12 protein-coding genes are annotated in these 13,308 nt (G+C 69.4%); 5 read left to right on the forward strand and 7 right to left on the reverse strand.

What is annotated here, in order from left to right; genetic code table 11:
* The first annotated feature begins 40 nt into the window (after window positions 1-40).
* Window positions 41-988 carry an acyl-CoA desaturase gene (locus tag H4W30_RS25800; RefSeq protein ID WP_192745216.1) on the forward strand — a complete coding sequence of 316 codons (948 nt, stop codon included), beginning with the start codon at window positions 41-43 and terminating at the stop codon, window positions 986-988.
* 51 nt (window positions 989-1,039) lie between these two features.
* On the opposite strand, the gene H4W30_RS25805 is transcribed toward H4W30_RS25800, so the two are convergent.
* Window positions 1,040-1,906: an ATP-grasp domain-containing protein gene (locus tag H4W30_RS25805; protein WP_192745217.1), complete on the reverse strand. Its 867-nt coding sequence runs from the start codon at window positions 1,904-1,906 to the stop codon at window positions 1,040-1,042.
* Window positions 1,903-2,211 (reverse strand): hypothetical protein, encoded by a 309-nt coding sequence (locus tag H4W30_RS25810; protein WP_125674936.1) that lies wholly within the window; start codon window positions 2,209-2,211, stop codon window positions 1,903-1,905. The genes H4W30_RS25805 and H4W30_RS25810 overlap by 4 nt, the downstream gene beginning before the upstream one ends.
* 95 nt (window positions 2,212-2,306) lie before the next feature.
* Here H4W30_RS25810 and H4W30_RS25815 point away from each other — a divergent pair, with 95 nt between their 5' ends.
* Together H4W30_RS25815 and H4W30_RS25820 are read left to right on the forward strand one after the other, a co-directional pair.
* Window positions 2,307-3,278, forward strand: coding sequence for a quinone oxidoreductase family protein (locus tag H4W30_RS25815; RefSeq protein ID WP_192745218.1), 972 nt, complete (start codon window positions 2,307-2,309; stop codon window positions 3,276-3,278).
* A complete protein-coding gene (locus tag H4W30_RS25820) occupies window positions 3,275-3,802 on the forward strand; it encodes a GNAT family N-acetyltransferase (protein ID WP_192745219.1) in 528 nt (175 codons plus the stop codon). The genes H4W30_RS25815 and H4W30_RS25820 overlap by 4 nt, the downstream gene beginning before the upstream one ends.
* 63 nt (window positions 3,803-3,865) lie before the next feature.
* Here H4W30_RS25820 and H4W30_RS25825 read toward each other — a convergent pair whose 3' ends face one another.
* From H4W30_RS25825 to H4W30_RS25845, 5 genes are all read right to left on the reverse strand, one after another.
* Complete coding sequence (locus tag H4W30_RS25825; protein ID WP_192745220.1) at window positions 3,866-4,111, reverse strand: cold-shock protein; 246 nt, start codon at window positions 4,109-4,111, stop codon at window positions 3,866-3,868.
* The gene (locus H4W30_RS25830) at window positions 4,111-4,677 is read right to left on the reverse strand and encodes an FKBP-type peptidyl-prolyl cis-trans isomerase (RefSeq protein ID WP_192745221.1); all 567 of its coding nucleotides are present in this window, start codon (window positions 4,675-4,677) and stop codon (window positions 4,111-4,113) included. Before H4W30_RS25830 ends, H4W30_RS25825 begins: the two co-directional genes overlap by 1 nt.
* A gap of 10 nt (window positions 4,678-4,687) precedes the next feature.
* A complete protein-coding gene (locus H4W30_RS25835) occupies window positions 4,688-6,943 on the reverse strand; it encodes a HelD family protein (RefSeq protein WP_318780733.1) in 2,256 nt (751 codons plus the stop codon).
* 70 nt (window positions 6,944-7,013) lie between these two features.
* A complete protein-coding gene (locus H4W30_RS25840; protein WP_318780672.1) occupies window positions 7,014-8,195 on the reverse strand; it encodes an MFS transporter in 1,182 nt (393 codons plus the stop codon).
* A gap of 598 nt (window positions 8,196-8,793) precedes the next feature.
* Window positions 8,794-9,774 carry a heme o synthase gene (locus H4W30_RS25845; RefSeq protein ID WP_016333153.1) on the reverse strand — a complete coding sequence of 327 codons (981 nt, stop codon included), beginning with the start codon at window positions 9,772-9,774 and terminating at the stop codon, window positions 8,794-8,796.
* 299 nt (window positions 9,775-10,073) lie between these two features.
* On the opposite strand from H4W30_RS25845, the gene tkt reads away from it, so the two are divergent.
* Both tkt and tal read left to right on the forward strand, forming a co-directional pair.
* Entirely contained in the window at window positions 10,074-12,176 is a 2,103-nt protein-coding gene (gene tkt / locus H4W30_RS25850; RefSeq protein ID WP_192745223.1) for a transketolase, read from the forward strand.
* Between the two features lie 17 nt (window positions 12,177-12,193).
* Window positions 12,194-13,306 carry a transaldolase gene (gene tal / locus H4W30_RS25855; protein ID WP_192745224.1) on the forward strand — a complete coding sequence of 371 codons (1,113 nt, stop codon included), beginning with the start codon at window positions 12,194-12,196 and terminating at the stop codon, window positions 13,304-13,306.
* Window positions 13,307-13,308 lie beyond the last annotated feature (2 nt).

A 13,308-nucleotide genomic window follows, 5' to 3' on the forward strand; every position in this document is an offset into this window, starting at 1 on the left:
CCGCACGGGGTCGCCACCGAGTCGAGGCACGAGGTGTCGTATGACCGCCAGCACCGAGCCGGACGCTCCGGCCAGTCCGTCCAAACCCCTGATCTCCCACCGGCGAGGCTCCGGGGAGATGCTGATCCTCAAGACCTTCCTGCTGGTCCCGTTCGTCGCGCTGCTCGCCGCCGTGCCGATCGTGTGGGGCTGGGGCATGACCTGGGTCGATCTGGCGCTGGCCGCCGTCTTCTACACCGTCGGCACGCTCGGGGTGACGGTCGGATACCACCGCTACTTCACCCACGGCGCCTTCAAGGCCGGACGTCCGCTGCGCGTGGCACTCGCCATCGCCGGCAGTTTCGCGGTGCAGGGTTCGGTCATCTTCTGGGTGGCCAGCCACCGTCGCCACCACGCCTTCGCCGACCGCGAAGGCGACCCGCACTCCCCCTGGCTGTTCGGGACGTCGCCCTCGGCGCTCCTGCGCGGCTTCTGGCACGCGCACATGGGCTGGATGTTCAGCCGTGAGGTGACCAACTACGACCGGTTCGCGCCGGACCTGGTCGCGGACAAGGACCTCCGCGTGGTGAACCGCTACTTCTGGCTTTGGATCACGCTGAGCCTCGCGCTGCCCGCGATCCTCGGCGGGCTGATCAGCTGGTCGTGGTGGGGCGTGGTGACCGGGTTCTTCTGGGCCGGGCTGGTGCGGATCGCGTTCCTGCACCACGTCACCTGGTCGGTGAACTCGATCTGTCACCTGGTCGGCGAGCGCCCGTTCGCCAGCCGGGACAAGGCGGCGAACTTCTGGCCGCTGGCGATCCTGTCCATGGGCGAGTCGTGGCACAACTCCCACCACGCCGACCCGACCTGCGCGCGGCACGGTGTCCTGCGTGGACAGGTCGACGTGTCGGCGCGGGTGATCTGGCTGTTCGAGAAGTTCGGGTGGGCGCGGGACGTGCGGTGGCCGAAGCCGGAGCGCTTGGCCGCCAAACTCGCCAAACCCGCCTGACCCCCTCGTGAGTGGTAAGGACGGTTCTAACCGTCTTTACCACTCACGAGGTCAGGCGAGTTGCTGGCGAACGGCGGAGGCGAAACGCCAGGCCGCGGCGGCGTCGGTCTGGCGGAACCCGAGCGAAGGCTCGACGAGCTCCAGTTCCAGCAGCAGCGGCCTGCCGTCCGGCCCGGCGACGAGGTCGACGCGGGCGTAGAGCAGTTCCGCGCGCAGGATGCCCAGCAGCGCCGCTGTCGCGTCCAGGGCGTCTTCGGCCAGCGCACGGAATCCCGCGGCGGGCTGCACGGGCGCGAGCTTCTCCGTCAGGTACAGCCCGGATTCGTCGAGTTCCCGGCCCAGCATCGCGGCCTTCGAGAACGCGTGCGAGTACACGCCGCCGAAGTACACCAGCGCGATCTCGCCTTCACTGTCCACACTGGACTGATACGGCTGAAGCAGCACGGTGTTGCCGTCGGCCTGCAGCCCGGCCAGATGCGCGGCAGCCGCGTCGCCAGCGGTGAACCGGCCAGCTCCTCGCGAGCCGGCGCCGATGGCGGGCTTCAGCACGAACTCACCCTTGGGCCAGCGCGGCGCCTTGTCGTCCGGCGCGATCAGGGTCGTCGGCACGACCGCGACCCCGGCGTCGCCGAGTTCGGCGAGATAGGACTTGTCGGTGTTCCAGCGCACGACGTCGGCCGAATTGGCCAGCGTCGGCACGGACTCGGTCCAGGACAGGAACTCGTCGCGGCGCTCGGCGTAGTCCCAGGTGGCGCGCAGCACGACGATGTCCGCGGCGCCGAAGTCGACGGTCGTGTCGTCCCAGGCGGCCCAGCGGGTCTTGAAGCCCAGGTCGGCCAGCGCTTCGGGAACGGCGTGCTCGTCGCCGTCGCCCTCCGGCAGCGCGGAGCAAGCGACGAAGATCGCGGAGCCGCTCACTTCCCCGCCATCCGGCGGCGGTGCTCGGCGCCGATCTTGGTGGCCTTCACGGTCTCGCTGTCCCACTCGGCGGGCTCGAGGTCTTCGACGGCCTCGACCAGCGCCTCGCCCGCCTCCACGGAGGTGACGACGACGTCGCCCAGCGCGCCGTCGGCGCCCACGAGCACGACGCGCGCGCCGATCCGGCCGATGTTCTCCACCACCGCGCGCGACGGCTTGCCGTGCCGCTTCACGAAGTCGCGGGCGGCCGCGACCTGGCGCGACGTGGGGGCGGCGGTCTCGGTCTTCTCTTCGGTCTCAGCCACGCGCCGAGCTTAACCGCGAAAGGCCCGGGACGCGGAATAACCGTGGCGTCGGCCATAGTTGTGCCGGTCGGAACGACCTTGAACGAGGAGGATGTATGCCCGCGGCAGTGCAGATCCGGCGAACCGGTGGCCCCGAAGTCCTTGAGCTGTCGGAAGTCGAGGTCGGCGAACCCGGTTCCGGCGAACTGCTCGTGGACGTCGCGGCGGCGGGCGTCAACTACATCGACACCTATCACCGCGAGGGCATCTACCCGGTCGACACCCCGTTCATCCTGGGCATGGAGGGGGCAGGCACGGTGGCCGCGGTCGGCGCGGACGTGACCGGTTTCGCCGTGGGCGACCGGGTCGCCTGGCAGGGTTCGCTGGGCAGCTACGCCCAGCGCCGTCTGGTTCCCGCCACGATCGCGGTGAAGACCCCGGACGGCGTGTCCGAGGAGACCGCCGCCGCCACGATGCTCCAGGGGATCACCGCGCACGCGCTGATCGCCTCGACCTACGAGGTCAAGGCCGGTGACGACGTGCTGATCCACGCCGCGGCGGGCGGTATGGGCCTGCTGCTGGTCCAGCTGGCCAAGGCCCGCGGCGCCCGGGTCATCGGCACCGTCTCCACCGACGAGAAGGCCGAACTCGCCAAGCAGGCGGGCGCGGACGACGTCATCCGCTACGACCAGGTCGACTTCGCCGAAGCGACCCGCGACCTCACCGGCGGCAAGGGCGTCGAGGTCGTCTACGACGGCGTCGGCAAGTCCACTGTGGACGGCAGCCTGGCGAGCCTGAAGATCCGCGGCCTGCTCGCCCTCTACGGCGCGGCCAGCGGCCCGGTCCCGCCCATCGACCCGCAGCTGCTCAACCGCAGCGGCTCGGTGTACCTCACCCGCCCGACCTCCGCGCACTACGTGCTCACCCGCGAGGAGCTGGAGTGGCGCGTGAACGAGCTGTTCGCCGCCGTTCAGGACGGCTCGCTGAACATCCGGATCGGCGGCCGCTACCCGCTGGCCGACGCGCGTCAGGCGCACGAAGACCTCCAGGGGCGCCGCACCACCGGCAAGCTCCTGCTGATCCCGTGACGACGCTCTGGCCGGAGGAAGTCCGGCTCACCGGTGAGGGGCTCGTCCTGCGAGAGTGGGTCGAGGACGACATCGCGTTCATGCCAGGGTTGTTCGACAATCCCGCCGTCGCGCGGTTCACGCCGCTGCCTTCGCCGTTCGACGAGGTGGCGGCGAAGGCCCACTACGCGAAGTCCGTCGCCCGTCGCGCGGAAGGCAACGGATTACGGCTCGCCATCACGGCCGACGGCGGCGAGCCGCTCGGCGAGGTGGTGCTGTTCCGGAAAGAGGATTCGGCCGAACTCGGGTACGCCGTCGGTCCCGCCCACCGCGGACAGGACCTGGCGGCGCGGTCGCTGCGGGTCCTCACGGCGCACGCGCTGGACCTCGGGCTCGGACCGCTCCAGCTGAAGATCGACGCCGAGAACGCGGCCAGCCAGGCCGTCGCCCGCCGCGTCGGCTACACCCTGACCGACGCTCCGCCCGAGACGAAGGTCGAGAAGGGACTGGAGATCACGCTTCTCACCTGGGAGTACGCAGGCTGAGGGCGGAGTACATGAAGGCCCCCTTCCTGTACCTAGGCGCAAGGAAGGGGGCCTTCATGTACTTCAGCGGACCGGGCGGACCCAGAGCCCTCGCAGGCGGAACTCGTCCTGCTCCGCGTGCTCGACGGTCAGCTCGACCTCGTCGCCCACGTCGAGCTTCCGGAATTCCCCGGGCCCGAAACCCTCCAGCATCGAGTAGTGGACCCAGATCGGGTCGGCGAAATCGGCCGACTCGACCACTCCCCAGCCATCGTCGACCAGCCAGGAACGAACCCGTCCACGGTGGACGCGGCCGTCGGAGGTCCCCATCAGCCCTTGTCGGTCGGGACGCTCACCGCGTCGGTCACGAACACCAGGGTCTCGTTCGGCGCGATACCGTTGCCGCCCTGGCCGTAGCCGAGGTCCGGCGGGATGATCAGCAGCCGCCGCGCGCCCTGCTTGATCCCTTCGAGGCCCTTGTCCCAGCCTTGGATGACCATGCCGGCGCCGAGCGTCAGCTCGAACGGTTCACCGCGGTCGAACGAGCTGTCCAGCTTCTGCTTGTTGGACCAGGTGACCAGCGAATAGTTCATCTTCAGGTTCGCGCCCGCCTTGGCGCCCTCGCCGGTGCCGGGCTCGAGGTCCTTGGTGATGAGCTTCTTCGGCGGGTCGCAGTCGTCCGGGATGGTGATGGTCGGCGCCTCGCCGAACTTCCCGGTGGTCTTCACGTCCTCGGCCGTGCATTCCTTGCCCTTCGGGGCGGCCGGAGCCGACGACGCCGACGCGGGGGCCGCGCCGGAGGTCTGGGCCGAACCTGCGGTGTTCTGTTTCTCGCCACAGGCCGCCAGGGCGAGGACGCCCGCGCCGATGACCACGATCTTGCCGAATGTGCGCATGCGGCCGACCTTAGCCAAGACCCTCCAGCGCGGGAACAAGGTCACCGGTCTGCACTACGCCCATCCGCCGGGTCGCCCTGGTCAGGGCCACGTAAAGATCGTTGAGCCCGCGCGGCGACCCGGCGGCGACCTCGTCGGGCGCCACCAGCAGCACCGAATCGAATTCCAGGCCCTTCGCCCGCTCGACCGGCATCACCGACACCCGGTCCCCCGCCTCGCCGAGCGTCTCCGAGAGTGAAGCGACCAAGGCCGGCGGGCACAGCACGGCGACCGTCCCACCGTCCACAGCGGACAGTTCGGCGTCGACGAGGCCGGGCAGTTCCGCGGTGAGATCCGCCGGGTCCACGGACCGCAGCCAGGGCTCGAAACCCGTCTCCCGCACCGAAACCGGCGCCTCCAGTTCCGGGTTGACCTCGGCGAGCACCCGGGACGCGACGGCCATGATCTCCGCCGGGGTCCGGTAGTTCACGGTCAGCTCTTCGAGCCGCCAACGGTCGGCGACGTACGGAGAAAGCGCCTCGCCCCACGTCCGCGCCCCACCGGCCGCCCCGGTCTGGGCGACGTCGCCGACGAGCGTCATCGACCGGTTCGGCGACCGGCGCATCAGCAGCCGCCAGTCCATCGCGGTCAGTTCCTGCGCCTCGTCGACGATCACGTGCCCGAAGGTCCAGGTTCGGTCCTGGGCGGCCCGCTGCGCCGCGGTCATCTCGCTGCGGCGCTGCTGACGCTCGGCGAACAGCTCCGCGTCGAGGACGTCGCCCACCCGCAGCAGTTCCTCGTCGACGATCTCCTCGTCCTGTTCGAGGATGTCGAGCACGCCTTCCGCGTAGGCACGGTCTTCCCGCTCACGGCGAGCGGCCTCGGCACGGGCTTCGGTGTCGTCCTCGCCGAGCAGCTCGGCGAGTTCGTCGAGCAGCGGGACGTCCGACGGGCTCCACTTCGCGTCGGTCGGGCTGTAGAGATGCTCACGGTCGGTGTCCGACAAGGCTTTCCCGGCTGCGCTGCGCAACCGTTCGCGGTCGGCGAACAACTCGTCGAGCACGATCTCGGGGGTGAGTTTCGGCCATAGCCCGTTGATCGCGGCGGCCACGTTCTTGTCCGCGGCGACCTCGGCCCGGATGTCCTGGACGTCCCGCGCGTCGAGCAGGTCCTCCCCCAGCTTCTTGGCTGCTTGGCGGGTCAGCGCGTCGAGGAGGTCCGAGACGAAGATCCGGCGGGCGAGATTGTGCGGGCGGCGTGACCGGCGGGCCCGCGTCCGCGCCTCGGTGCAGGTCTTGCGGTCGAGCATGAGGATCTCGCGCTCGAACTCGATCTCCAGCACCGGTTCCGGCACGCGCTGCCGGTCGCGGACCGCGTTGGCGAGCACGTCGGCCATCACCGGGCGGCCCTTGATCTCGGCGGCCTCGCGGGTGACCGGGCCGTCGGCGTCCAGCCCCGGGTACAGCTGCCCGATCGTGGCCAGCAGCACGCCGGTCTCGCCCAGCGACGGCAGGACCTGCCCGATGTAGCGCAGGAACGTGCTGTTCGGCCCGACCACCAGCACGCCGCGCGTGGTCAGCTGCTGGCGATGCGTGTAGAGCAGGTACGCCGCGCGATGCAGCGCGACGGCGGTCTTGCCGGTTCCCGGGCCGCCCTGGACCACCAGGACACCGTTCGGCGACGCGCGGATGATGCGGTCCTGTTCGGCCTGGATGGTGGCGACGATGTCGCTCATCTCGCCGGTGCGACGGCGTTCGAGCGCGGCCAGCAGCGCCGCCTCGCCCGCGAGCCCGAGGTCCTGGCCCTGGTCGGCGGCGGAGAGGTCGAGGATCTCGTCGTCAACGCCGACGACCTTCCGGCTCAGCGACCGGATGTGGCGGCGGCGCCGCACACCCTCGGGCGAAGCGGCGGTGGCGAGGTAGAAGGGCCGCGCGACCGGCGCGCGCCAGTCGACGAGCAGCGGGCGGTAGTCGTCGTCCTCGTCGAACAGCCCGAGCCGTCCGATGTAGGTGGTCTCCTCGGCGAGCTCCGGGAGGAAATCGAGGCGGCCGAAGCACAGGCCCTGCTCGACGGAGCTCAGCTGGGCCAGCCTGTCGGTGTACAGCGTCGTGGCGACGTCGCGTTCGGTGCGCGCCTGCGGGGTACCGCCGGTCTGGCGCAGCGTCTCGTCGAGCCTGCGCTGCGCGTCGGCGCGTTCGGCGTCGAGCTTGCGGTAGAGGGTGGTGACGTACTGCTGCTCGAGCGCGACGTCCTGCTCGAGCGCGTCGAGTTCCCGGTCCGGGGACACGGACAAAAGCAGCCTGCTTTCGAGAGGTGGGACAGGGGCCGAATGAATTACAACGGCACCCGCCATCATCTCATTCCCGCGCTCTCACCCGGACCAGGAGGAAGGCGGCGAGGGACAGGACGGTGGCCACACTCGCCCACACGACGTTCTCGTGGAGCAGCGCGGCGAAGGTGGCCGCGGCACCCGCGATGGCCTGAGCGACGAACCCGCACAACGCGACGGCGTACGCGCCGTGCCCGGGCACTTCGCTCACCGCGACGGCCATACTGCTCGGGAAAAGCGCGGCCTGGCCGAAGGTGGTCCCGCAGTAGAGCGCGACGAACGTCACGAGCGCGGCCGTGAGCGGGATCGCGGGCACGAGCCACAAGACGACCGTCAGCAGGCCGGCGGCCGTCATGACCAGCGCGCCCGCGCGCATCAGCCACGGCGAGCCTTTGCGCCCGGCCATCCGGTTCACCAGCAGCGCGCCGGCGAAGTAGGCCAGGCCGATGAGGAGGCCGAGGCCGCCGTACTGGTCGACGCTCAACCCGAAGTGCTGCTGGAAGACGAACGGCGAGACCTCCTGGAGCAGCACGATCGTCGCGAAACCGAGCCCCGCCGCGATCGTCGGCCGCAGGAACGCCGGAACGGTGAGGATCCGGAGATAGATCCGGACCATGCCCGTCTTCTGACCGCTGCTCTTGCGGAGCGGAATCGTCAGCGTGCCCAGGACGCACAGCGCACCCGCCGCCGTCAGCACCGCGAAACCGCCCTGCCACCCGCCGATCAGCCCGCCGGCGAACTGCCCGCCGCCGAGTGCGGTGACGAACGCGATGGACAGCACGGAAAGCCGTCTGGCGAGCGCGTCGCCGTCACCGAGGTCTCGCACGGCGATACGAGCGATGATCGCCGCGCCTCCGGCACCGATCCCTTGCAGGGAACGGAGAACGAGGAGCCACGTTGGCGAGGCGTTGACGATGAGCACCGCGCTCGACCCGGCGAACAAGCCCAGGGACACCAGCAACGCGGCCCGGCGCCCGAACCGGTCGGCCGCCCGGCCCCACAGCACCACCGGCGCCGCCGCGCCGACGACGAACAGCGACACCGAGAGCGCGGCGAAGCTGCGCGACACCCCGAAGTCGCGCTCGACCATCGGGAGGGATGGGAGGTAGATCGTCGTCGCCATCTGCGCGGTGAAGACGATCAGGCAGGCGACCGCCATGGTCGCGCGCCCGGCCCGGACGGTGGCCGGGCGTTCGGTCGTACTCGTCACTCCGCCGGACGGTACTGACGGGTAACTCTGGGTGGCAACGCGCGCCACCAGTTGGGAAGCCGGGCTGGGGCAGGCCTCCTGGTCTCGCGTCTCGTGAGTGGTGAGGACGTTGGGGCGCCGCACTCACGTGATCGAAGGCGGAACTCGCGTGATCAGCGACGGAACACCCCGAGTGCCGCCTCCAATCACGCGAGTTACGCCTGTGCTCACCCCGCGCTGGGTGTCCAGTAGGTACAGAGGACACGGTTGGCTCTGACCCGAATCGCCACTCACGAGACGCGCCCCACTACGCCACTGTCACACTCGCTCGCCCAAGTACATGAAGGCCCCCTTCCTTGCGCTAGACGCAAGGAAGGGGGCCTTCATGTACTTGGGGAAGGTGTGAAGGTCGAGTTTCCTCGGCTGAGCCGAGGGAAGGGCCCCTTCACGCGCATCCGCTGTGGCTGCTGGAGCTGGTGGTGTCGCAGAACCGCGGGTGGCGATCGTGCAGTCCGTGCGGCCATCGACCACCGGGACCGAACCCTCGCCCGCCAACAGCGCGTGAAGGCCCCCTTCCCTCGGCTGAGCCGAGGGAAGGGGGCCTTCACGCGCTACAAGATCAGAAAGGCAGCCCGATGGCAGGCAACCCGATCGCCGAGTCCACCGCCAGCGCGACGAACACGATCATCAGGTACGTGTTCGACCGGTGGAACAGCGACATCGGCTTGGTCTCCTCGCCGCGCCGCACCGCCGCGTTCAGGCTGTGCGCGTAGAAGAGGAACCAGCCGCCCGCCAGGATCGCGAACGTCGTGTAGATCCAGCTCGTCACCGGGACCAGCAGCAGCGTCCACGCGACCATCACCCACGAGTAGATGACGATCTGCCGCGCCACGTGCTGCGGGGTGGCGACCACCGGCAGCATCGGCACACCGGCGCGCTCGTAGTCCTCGCGGTACTTCATGCCCAGCGCCCAGGTGTGCGGCGGAGTCCAGAAGAAGATGACGCCGAACATCACGAACGCGGGCCACTCGACGGTGCCGGTGACGGCGGCCCAGCCGATGACGACCGGCATGCAGCCCGCCGCGCCGCCCCAGACCACGTTCTGTGACGTACGCCGCTTCAACACCAGCGTGTAGACGAAGATGTAGAAGAGGATCGTCACGATCGCGAGGATCGCCGAGAGCAGGTTCACCGTGAAATAGAGCACGACGAACGACAGGACGCCGAGCACGAGACCGAAGATCAGCGCGCCGCGCCGGGGCACCGATTCCTTCACCAGCGGACGGCGCTTCGTGCGGTTCATCACCTTGTCGATGTCCGCGTCGATGACGCAGTTCAAGGCGTTGGCGCTGCCGGCGGCCATCGTGCCGCCCACGAGCGTCGCGAGCACCAGCCACGGCGACGGGATTTCCCGGCCTGCCAGGAACATCGCGGGAATCGTGGTGACCAGGAGAAGCTCGATCACCCTGGGCTTCGCGAGGGCGGCGTACGCGCCGACGACCTGGCGGATCGTTCGCCGGCCACCGTGCGGTCGTTCACCGGTCGGATGTACGGCGCTGGTGCTGTCACTGCGTCCGTGCGCAGCGTTCACCAACGACATTTCACTCCCTGCGTCAGTTTTCGGGGCGGGGTCCACCAGGCTTCCGGGTGATGTGGCGGCCCCGGATCCCTGCGTACTGAACCCTTCCCCGATGTTAGACGTGCTGTTTCCAGAGGGTGATCGCGGGTCCTCGACCGGCCGAACCATTAGGCTGGCCGCGGTAGCTCGCGGCGTGCCTCTGCGAACGGCCCGGACCAGGAATATCGTCCCTTCCGGATCGATTGAGATTAGTAGCGGTACACGTGGGTTACCCACGAGGGAAGAGAAGCCACAACCTGATGACGGGGAGTTCGAGTTCAGTGTCCGAAACCGCCTCTACCAGCGAGAAGAACCCACTCCTCCGGCGCAACGTGCCCGCCGACTGGACCGAGAACGACACGCGGGCCGTCGACACCGTGCGGGTGCTCGCCGCGGACGCGGTCGAGAACTGCGGCAGCGGTCACCCCGGCACCGCGATGAGCCTGGCGCCGCTCGCGTACACGCTCTTCCAGCGGACGCTGCGTCATGACCCGGCCGACCCCGAGTGGCCCGCCCGTGACCGGTTCATCCTCTCCGCCGGTCACTCGAGCCTCACCCTCTACATCCAGCTGTACCTCGCCGGGTTCGGCCTGGAGCTGGAAGACCTGAAGCAGCTGCGCAAGTGGGACTCGAAGACCCCGGGTCACCCGGAGTACCGGCACACCAAGGGCGTCGAGACCACCACCGGTCCGCTGGGCCAGGGCCTGGCCAACGCGGTCGGCATGGCGATGGCGGCCCGCCGCGAGCGCGGCCTGCTGGACCCGGACGCCCCGCAGGGCGAGAGCATCTTCGACCACTACGTCTACGTGATCGCCTCCGACGGTGACATCGAAGAGGGCGTCACCGCCGAGGCCTCCTCGATCGCCGGCCGCCAGGAGCTGGGCAACCTGATCGTCTTCTGGGACGACAACGAGATCTCGATCGAGGACGACACCAAGATCGCGCTGTCCGAGGACGTCGTGAAGCGCTACGAGGCCTACGGGTGGCACACCCAGGTCGTCGAGGGTGGCGAGGACGTCGTCGCGATCGAAGAGGCCATCAAGGCCGCGAAGGCGGAGACCGAGCGCCCGTCGTTCATCGCGCTGAAGACCGTCATCGGGTACCCGGCGCCGAAGAAGATGGGCACCGGCAAGGCCCACGGCGCCGCGCTCGGCGCCGAAGAGGTCGCCGCGGTCAAGGAGATCCTCGGCTTCGACCCGGAGCGGAGCTTCCAGGTCGACGACGAGGTCATCGCGCACACCCGCCAGGCCGTCGACCGCGGCAAGACCGCCCGCGCCGAATGGCAGGAGAAGTTCGAGGCGTGGGGCGCCGCCAACCCGGAGCGCAAGAAGATCGCCGACCGGATGGCCACCCGCTCGCTGCCGGAGGGCTTCGCGGACAACCTGCCGACGTGGGAGCCGGACGCCAAGGGCATCGCGACCCGCAAGGCCTCCGGTGAGGTGCTCAACGCCCTCGCCGACCCGCTTCCCGAGCTGTGGGGCGGTTCCGCGGACCTCGCGGAGAGCAACAACACCACCATGAAGGGGGCCGACTCGTTCGGCCCGGAGAAGGCTTCCACCGACATGTGGAAGACCAGCCCGTACGGCCGGACGCTGCACTTCGGCATCCGCGAGCACGCGATGGGCTCGATCCTCAACGGCATCGCGCTGCACGGCGGCACCCGTCCCTACGGCGCGACGTTCCTGATCTTCTCCGACTACATGCGCCCGCCCGTGCGGCTGGCCGCGCTGATGAAGGCGCCGGTCACCTACGTGTGGACGCACGACTCGATCGGCCTGGGCGAGGACGGCCCCACCCACCAGCCGATCGAGCAGCTCTCCTCGCTGCGCGCGATCCCCGGCCTCAACGTCGTCCGCCCGGCGGACGCCAACGAGACCGCGTACGCGTGGAAGGCCGTCCTGGAGGACGTCCACCACCCGTCGGGCCTCGCGCTCACCCGGCAGAACGTGCCGGTGCTGGAGGGCACCAGCGCCGAAGGCGTCAAGCGGGGCGGTTACGTCCTCGCCGAGGCGTCCAACGGCAGCCCCGAGGTCGTGCTGATCGCGACCGGCTCCGAGGTCCAGCTGGCCGTCGAGGCCCGCAAGACCCTCGAAGCCGACGGCATCCCGGCGAGCGTCGTCTCGATGCCGTGTGTCGAGTGGTTCGACGCGCAGGACCAGTCCTACAAGGACTCGGTCATCCCGCCGTCGGTCAAGGCACGCGTTTCCGTGGAAGCCGGTATCGCCCAGTCGTGGCACCGCTTCACCGGTGACGCCGGGGTGAACGTTTCGATCGAGCACTTCGGTGCGTCGGCCGACGCCGCCACACTGTTCCGTGAGTTCGGTTTCACCGCGGAGGCAGTCGTCGAGGCCGCCCGTCGCTCGATCGCCAACACCAAGAACTGAAGGGGATGACACAGCAGATGAGCAACGACAAGCTCGCGCAGCTGTCCGAGGCCGGTGTCTCGATCTGGCTCGACGACCTGTCCCGTGAGCGCCTGAACACCGGCAACCTCGCCGACCTGATCCGCGACAAGCACGTCGTGGGCGTCACGACCAACCCGACGATCTTCGCCAACGCGATGTCGAAGGGCGAGGCGTACGACGAGCAGACCAAGGAGCTCGCCGCCCGCGGCGCCGACGTCGAGGCCACCATCCGCGAGCTGACCACCACCGACGTGCGCAACGCCGCGGACCTGTTCCGCGACGTCTACACCGCCACGAACGGGGTCGACGGCCGGGTGTCCATCGAGGTGGACCCGCGGCTGGCCAAGGACTCCGACAAGACGGTGGCCGAGGCGCAGGACCTGTGGAAGACCGTGGACCGGCCGAACGTGCTGATCAAGATCCCGGCCACCGAAGAGGGTCTCCCGGCGATCACCAAGACCCTGGCCGAGGGCATCAGCGTCAACGTCACGCTGATCTTCTCGGTCGAGCGGTACCGGGCGGTCATCGAGGCCTACTTCGCCGGGCTGGAGCAGGCGAAGGCCAACGGCCACGACCTCAAGGGCATCCACTCGGTCGCGTCGTTCTTCGTGTCCCGTGTGGACACCGAGATCGACAAGCGGCTCGACGCGATCGGCACCGACGCGGCCACCGCGCTGCGCGGTGAGGCCGCCATCGCCAACGCGCGGCTCGCGTACGCGGCGTTCGAGGAGCTGTTCGCTTCGGACCGCTGGAAGGCGCTCGCCGAGGCCGGCGCGAACCCGCAGCGTCCGCTGTGGGCCTCCACCGGCGTGAAGGACCCGCAGTACTCCGACACCCGCTACGTGGACCAGCTCGTCGTCAAGGACACGGTCAACACGATGCCGGAGAAGACCCTCGAAGCCGCGGGCGACCACGCCGAGATCACCGGTGACACGGTGACCGGCAAGGGCCCCGACGCGCAGGTCGTCTTCGACAAGCTGCGTGTGGTCGGCATCGACATCGACGACGTCTTCCTCACGCTGGAGAACGAGGGCGTCGAGAAGTTCGAGAAGTCGTGGACCGAGCTTCTCGAGACCGTCACCGGGCAGCTGGAAAAGGCAAAGGACTGATC

It is taken from the genome of Amycolatopsis roodepoortensis, assembly GCF_014873915.1.
GTDB lineage: Bacteria > Actinomycetota > Actinomycetes > Mycobacteriales > Pseudonocardiaceae > Amycolatopsis > Amycolatopsis roodepoortensis.

Bases quoted from the DNA above. Each gene is read 5' to 3' on its own strand.
- H4W30_RS25830 (WP_192745221.1), bottom strand. From the start codon at position 4,677: ATGCGCACATTCGGCAAGATCGTGGTCATCGGCGCGGGCGTCCTCGCC.
- H4W30_RS25825 (WP_192745220.1), bottom strand. From the start codon at position 4,111: ATGGGGACCTCCGACGGCCGCGTCCACCGTGGACGGGTTCGTTCCTGG.
- H4W30_RS25815 (WP_192745218.1), top strand. From the start codon at position 2,307: ATGCCCGCGGCAGTGCAGATCCGGCGAACCGGTGGCCCCGAAGTCCTT.
- tal (WP_192745224.1), top strand. From the start codon at position 12,194: ATGAGCAACGACAAGCTCGCGCAGCTGTCCGAGGCCGGTGTCTCGATC.
- H4W30_RS25800 (WP_192745216.1), top strand. From the start codon at position 41: ATGACCGCCAGCACCGAGCCGGACGCTCCGGCCAGTCCGTCCAAACCC.
- H4W30_RS25845 (WP_016333153.1), bottom strand. From the start codon at position 9,774: ATGTCGTTGGTGAACGCTGCGCACGGACGCAGTGACAGCACCAGCGCC.